Origin of the sequence: Actinomyces sp. ICM47, from assembly GCF_000278725.1 — a bacterium.
Lineage (GTDB): Bacteria > Actinomycetota > Actinomycetes > Actinomycetales > Actinomycetaceae > Pauljensenia.
Genome location: NZ_ALCA01000014.1, coordinates 25,820 through 32,043 on the forward strand (window position 1 = coordinate 25,820; position 6,224 = coordinate 32,043).

General features: G+C 63.3%; 4 protein-coding genes. 1 reads left to right on the plus strand and 3 read right to left on the minus strand.

Translation table 11 applies throughout. The features are described from left to right. Positions 1-3: 3 nt before the first annotated feature. The 3 genes from HMPREF1136_RS00770 to ilvD all read right to left on the minus strand — a co-directional run bounded on the left by HMPREF1136_RS00770 (position 4) and on the right by ilvD (position 4,662). A complete protein-coding gene (locus HMPREF1136_RS00770) occupies positions 4-1,632 on the minus strand; it encodes a DUF262 domain-containing protein (RefSeq protein WP_009647379.1) in 1,629 nt (542 codons plus the stop codon). A 154-nt stretch (positions 1,633-1,786) separates the two neighbouring features. Next, on the minus strand, positions 1,787-2,836 hold the full coding sequence (locus tag HMPREF1136_RS00775; RefSeq protein ID WP_034504270.1) for a lipoate--protein ligase family protein: 1,050 nt from the start codon (positions 2,834-2,836) through the stop codon (positions 1,787-1,789). Between the two features lie 23 nt (positions 2,837-2,859). Beyond that, entirely contained in the window at positions 2,860-4,662 is a 1,803-nt protein-coding gene (ilvD, locus tag HMPREF1136_RS00780) for a dihydroxy-acid dehydratase (RefSeq protein ID WP_009647372.1), read from the minus strand. 367 nt (positions 4,663-5,029) lie between these two features. Here ilvD and HMPREF1136_RS00785 point away from each other — a divergent pair, with 367 nt between their 5' ends. Further along, positions 5,030-6,223 (plus strand): cobalamin-independent methionine synthase II family protein, encoded by a 1,194-nt coding sequence (locus HMPREF1136_RS00785; RefSeq protein WP_009647396.1) that lies wholly within the window; start codon positions 5,030-5,032, stop codon positions 6,221-6,223. The last annotated feature ends 1 nt before the right edge of the window (position 6,224 follow it).

The following is a 6,224-nucleotide window of genomic DNA, read 5'->3' on the forward strand; positions in this document are numbered from 1 at the left end:
CTTTCACGACAACTCTACGGGCGCGAAGGATACGTAATCCCACGCCATCATCGAATCGAAGAACTCATTCACCCGCAAGGACACCACTTCCTCACGCCGATTGATCAACTCCTCCGGATCCACCTGAGATTCGCTCTCTTCTGTCCCATCGGGAAGCATGAGCATGTCCGCATGCGCAGTCATAAATGCCCGCAAGGCATCCCCATCCTGCCACGCTTCTTCACTCACCAGCAAAATTTTATTGGCGAGCGATGAATAGCGGCCGCCACTGTCCTCACCCATGCGGTCATATCCGACGTAATCTTCGAGGAGATAAGCCGCGCTGCCGTAGTCTCCAACGAGCGAATCGAACAAGGCTGTCAGAGCTTGCCCCGTGCAGTCCTCCGAACGCATGTAATGGGACCACATGGCACACACACATGCCTTCGAGTCCGAACGGTTCATTCTCGCAGTCGGGATCAAGATGCGATCTGCCGTCACTCTCTCACCGACGCTTTCCAGTAGTTCCTGAACAGAATCCGATTCGTCGCCACGCCGCACGCTCTTCAGGAAAGTCCGCGTCTGGACGTTCCCGCTACTGATGGTGCCCTCAATGGTCTTTACAATGGTCCGCCACACCCACCGCTTCAACAGCTCTTTGTTACGCCGCTTCGGCTCGGGGAACAACGCGAAGAACCGCGCCACCACCACCAGAATCGCGCTGTACGGCAGTAACGTAACATGTGGAATACAACAATTGTCTTGGAGGAATCGCGTCGCTCGCTTCAAGACGAGCTCCGTCTGGGCGTACGCTTCGTCGCGGTCCTCATCCGGGAAATCGGAGTTTCTACGTCGTTCATCCCCAAATTCATCGCGTACATCGCGCATATAGTCTGGGTGCCGACGCGCCTTCAACACATTGAGGACTTGATCTTCCGACAGTAAACCAAAGCTCGTTGAGCGAGCCACAGCATCCGAAATCGAGCGCAGAGTACGCCCATCGGAGACGGAGCTGTTGAGCGCTTCAAATACCTCGAAAGACTTGAGCTTCTTACCGCTCTGATTGATGCGATCAAAGATGACGCGGAGTTTATCCTCGTCTGCTCCCTCCAGCACGGTGGCCGGAACGCTCACGGCGTTAAAAGTATTGAATGCCTCCTGGTAACGACCGCGCAGCGCTTGGAATTCTGTGTTCTCCTCGAACCACTGCCAGGCGCTCTCAAAGTCGAAGAGACGAAAGAGCGGCATGACGGCACGGGAATGACGCCCCAGGGTTGAAACAACGCAGGAATTTTCCAGATCGTACCCAACCGCAAAGCGACCATCTCCTACGCTGCGTGCGTCCATCGCGTTGACAATACTCGTCACGCGTTGCTGACCATCGACGAGCCATAGTGCGTCCGGACGCTGAGGAGCGTCGATATCGATGGAACCCACAGTGACCCGCTGCGCCGGGGCCTCACGTTTCCACATGAGCAGGTTCCCGATCGGATACCCCTGGTGCAAGGAATCAAAGAGGGCCACGACGTCTTGGTTCGCCCACCGGAAGGGGCGTTGAAAGTCGGGGATTCGCACTCGCCCCGTCGCCACCAGGTCACGCAACTCAGAGAGCCTGAAGGTTTCGTGTTTCGGCTGCATTGCTTCGCTCGACATGTGTCCATGTTACTCCGACACCGATTCTCGGACGCTGTCACGCGCGCAGCCGCGCGGGAACGCGAAAACCCGCCCCGGCCTCGTCAATGAGACGCTACCGAAGCGGGCAACGGGAACGCCCGACTCACACCGAGCGAGCGAAGCACCCGAACTCTCAGGGGATGCGGTGCACCCACTCCTCGCGCGCGAACTTCGTCTCGCAGCGCTGGCGTGCGACCTCGAGGTCTTCGTCGGTGATGGTGCCGACCGTGGCGTTGTACTTCTCCTTGAAGTGGTCGAAGAACGCCTGGAGGATTTCCTCGCGGGGAAGGCCGGTCTGGGAACGCATGGGGTCCACGCGCTTGACGGCGCTGCGGGTGCCCTTGTCTCGGATCTTCTCCATGCCGATGCGCAGGACCTCATTCATCTTGATGGCGTCGATGTCGTAGGCCATGGTCACGTGGTGGACCATGTAGCCGTTCGCCCAGCGTTTCTGCGCGGCACCGCCGATCTTGCCGTACTCGGAGGCGATGTCGTTGAGCGGCACGTATGTGGCCTTGATGCCCAGCTTGTCGAGGACCTCCATGACCCACTGATCGAGGTACGGGTAAGCCTGCTCGAAGCTCATTCCCTCCACGAGGGCGGTAGGGATGACGAGCGAGTAGGTGATGCAGTTGCCGGGCTCCATGAACATGGCACCGCCGCCGGTGACGCGCCGCGACACGGTGATGCCGTAGCGCTCCACGCCGTCCTGCTGGATTTCGTTCTGGTAGGACTGGAAGGAGCCGATGACGACCTGCGGTCCGTTCCATTCCCACAGGCGCATGAAGGGCTTACGGCGTCCCGCGGCCACGTCCTCGACCAGGGTTTCGTCCATGGCGACGTTGATCATCGGGTCGACGACGGGGCCGTGGATGACGTCGAAGTCGATGTCATCCCACGACAGGGCGGCACCGAGCGCGCGGCGTACGGCGATGCCGACGGCCTCGGGGGTCACGCCCATGAGGGTGTCACTCTCGTGGAGGGCACCGGCGACGCGCGCGGCCAGATCCTTGGCGCTCGACGAGGCCGGGGCCCCTTCGAGGGACGCGGTGATCCGGGTGAGCGCGTCGTCGGGGTCGAGGAAGAAGTCGCCCGACACGCTCACGCGCGCGAGGCGGTCCTCCTCCACGTCGGTGTCGACGACGACGAGCTTTCCTCCGGGGACTTTGTACTCTCCATGCATGCCCACGATTGTAGGCGCTTGACTCACGCCCAGTCGGGCAGGACGCGCACGCCGCCCTTGTCTGCGGACGCTGCGAGCATGCCGTAGACGCGCAGGGCGTCGGAGACCTTGCGGGGGCGCGGCTTGGAGGGCTTCCACGGCGCGGCGCCCTTCTCGGCGCGGCGGCGCTCGAGTTCCTCGTCGGGCACGTTCGCGCGCAGGACGCGGTTGTTAACGTCGATTTCGATCTCGTCGCCGGTGCGCACAAGTCCGATTGCGCCGCCGGCCGCGGCCTCGGGCGAGATGTGACCGATGGAGATGCCGGACGTGCCGCCGGAGAAGCGGCCGTCGGTGATGAGCGCGCACTTCTTGCCCAGGCCCAGGCCCTTGAGGTAGGAGGTCGGGTAGAGCATTTCCTGCATGCCGGGGCCGCCCTTGGGGCCCTCGTACAAGATGACGACGACGTCGCCTTCCTTCACCTGCTTGCTGAGGATGGCCTCGACGGCTTCCTCCTGGGACTCGACGACAAACGCCTTACCGACGAAGTGGAAGAGGGACTCGTCGATGCCGGCGGACTTGATGATCGCGCCGTTGGCGGCGATGTTGCCGTAGAGGACGGCCAGGCCGCCGTCCTTCGTGTAGGCGTGCTCGACGGAGCGGATGCAGCCGTTCTCGGAGTCAGTGTCGAGGGATTCGAACAGGTTGGCGGTCGAGAAGGCCTGCGTGGTGCGCACGCCGCCGGGGGCGGCGAGGAAACGGTGCGTGGCCTCGTCGGTGGCGCTCCCACCGCGCACGTCCCACGCACCCAGCCAGTCAGCCAGGCTGGAGGAGTGAACGGAGTGCACGTCGCGGTGGAGCAGGCCAGCGCGGTCAAGCTCGCCGAGCAGGGCGGGGATGCCGCCGGCGCGGTGGACGTGCTCGATGTGGTAGGTCGTGGAGTTGGGGGCCACCTTGCACAGGCAGGGCACGCGGCGCGAGATCGCGTCGATGTCGTCGAGCGTGAAGTTAACGCCGGCCTCGTTGGCGATGGCGAGGATGTGCAGGACGGTGTTGGTGGAGCCGCCCATGGCCACATCCAGGCTCATGGCGTTCTCGAAGGCGGCCTTGGTGGCGATGGAGCGCGGCAGGACCGAATCGTCTTCATTGTTGTAGTAGGCGCGGCACATGTCGACGATGCGCGTGCCGGCCTCGGCGAAGAGCTTCTTGCGTTCGATCTGGGTGGCCAGGGTGGTGCCGTTGCCGGGCAGGGCCAGGCCAATGGCCTCGTTGAGGCAGTTCATGGAGTTCGCGGTGAACATGCCGGCGCAGGAGCCGCAGGTGGGGCACGCGTTAGCTTCGATGCTGGCCAGCTGGTTGTCGCTGACGGAGTCGTCGACGGCCATGACCATGGCGTCGATGAGGTCGAGGCGGTGCTCGACGACGCCCTCGACGGCGGCACCGGATTCCATGGGGCCGCCGGAAACGAAGATGGTGGGGATGTTCAGGCGCATGGCGGCCAGGAGCATGCCGGGGGTGATCTTGTCACAGTTGGAGATGCACACGAGGGCGTCGGCGCGGTGTGCGTTAACCATGGTTTCGACGCAGTCGGCGATGAGGTCGCGGCTGGGCAGGGAGTAGAGCATGCCGTCGTGGCCCATGGCGATGCCGTCGTCGACGGCGATCGTGTTGAATTCCTTGGCGACGCCGCCGGCCGCTTCGATGGCTCCGGCGACCAGGTCGCCCATGTTCTTCAGGTGCACGTGGCCGGGCACGAACTGGGTGTAGGAGTTGGCGATGGCGATGATCGGCTTGCCGAAGTCGCCGTCTGTCATGCCGGTGGCGCGCCACAGGGCGCGAGCTCCGGCCATGTTGCGGCCTTGGGTGGATGTTGCCGAGCGCAGCGGGCGACTCATGATGTGCCTTTCTGTTGCCGTGTAATGACTCCACAGTAGGAGCGTGTGCGTCGCGTTTCCGTGCGGGTTTCGTCTCGTGGACGAGGCCGGGGCTGGGTGCGGGTGGTTTTCGCGCGGTATTCCGGGGGCTTCGCCCGGCGGGACGCCGTGTCAGTGTGTGGACGCTTGGGGGCGCGATGTCAAGGAAAACGCAAGGGGCGCGTGCACGAAATAGCACCTAACCGGCCTCGTGGTTAATTCCATATGTCCACGATCAGGCATTTGTCCCCGTTCTCGACGCGCGAAACGTAGGCTGAGGGCACAGTGAAGAGAAAGGACTGCGATGACTATTCGCACCACTCATGTTGGTTCCCTGCCCCGCACCCCCGAGCTGATTGAGGCGAATCGCGCGCGCCGCGAGGGCTCGCTTGGCGATGCTGATTTCACGTCCCTTCTGCAGGATCAGGTTGACGGCGTTGTGAAGCGTCAGGCCGAGATCGGCCTGGATATCGTCAACGACGGCGAGTACGGCCACGCGATGATCGACACGGTTGATTACGGTGCGTGGTGGACGTATTCCTTCTCGCGTTTCGGCGGACTGTCCTTTGAGGACGTCCAGCGTTTCGACGTGCGTCCCCCCGCCGGCCGCGATGGCCGCCTGTCCTTCTCGTCGTTTGCTGAGCGCCGCGACTGGCAGCGTTTCGCGGACGCGTACGCGGATCCGGATTCGGGTATTCACATCGCGAACCGCAACCCGATTGCGTTCCCGACGATTACGGGTGAGCTGACCTACATCGGTGCCGAGGCCGTGGAACGCGACATCGCGGGCACGAAGCACGCGCTCGCGGCGGCGGGTAAGCCCGTGTCGGATGGTTTCGTGGCGGCGATTTCGCCGGGTTCGGCGGCTCGCGTGGCTAACGCGTTCTACGAGGACGACGAGGCCGTGGTGTGGGCGTGCGCGGACGTGCTGCGCGAGGAGTACAAGCGAATTACGGACGCGGGCCTGACGGTCCAGATTGATGCGCCGGATATCGCGGAGGGCTGGGATCAGATGAACCCGGAGCCGTCGGTTGAGGATTACCGCGCGTTCTCGCGCGTGCGTATTGACGCGCTGAACCACGCGCTGGAGGGCATCGATCCGGATCTGGTGCGTTTCCACGTGTGCTGGGGTTCGTGGCACGGCCCGCACACGACGGATATTGCGTTCAAGGACATCGTGGATCTGGCCCTGCTGGTCAACGCGAATGGCCTGACGTTCGAGGCGGCGAATGCTCGCCACGCGCACGAGTGGACGATCTGGCGCGACATCGAACTGCCCGAGGGCAAGTACCTGATCCCGGGCGTGGTGTCGCACTCGACGAACGTTGTGGAGCACCCGGAGCTGGTGGCTCAGCGTATCCGCCAGTTCGCGGACATCGTGGGCGACGAGCGTGTCGTGGCGTCGACGGACTGTGGCCTGGGCGGACGTATCTACCCGTCGATTGCGTGGGCAAAGCTCGAGGCTCTTGCCGAGGGTGCTCGCCTCGCATCGAAGTGAT

Coding starts and splice junctions, on each gene's coding strand:
- HMPREF1136_RS00770 (WP_009647379.1), bottom strand. CDS start 1,632: ATGTCGAGCGAAGCAATGCAGCCGAAACACGAAACCTTCAGGCTCTCT.
- HMPREF1136_RS00775 (WP_034504270.1), bottom strand. CDS start 2,836: ATGCATGGAGAGTACAAAGTCCCCGGAGGAAAGCTCGTCGTCGTCGAC.
- ilvD (WP_009647372.1), bottom strand. CDS start 4,662: ATGGCCGGAGCTCGCGCCCTGTGGCGCGCCACCGGCATGACAGACGGC.
- HMPREF1136_RS00785 (WP_009647396.1), top strand. CDS start 5,030: ATGACTATTCGCACCACTCATGTTGGTTCCCTGCCCCGCACCCCCGAG.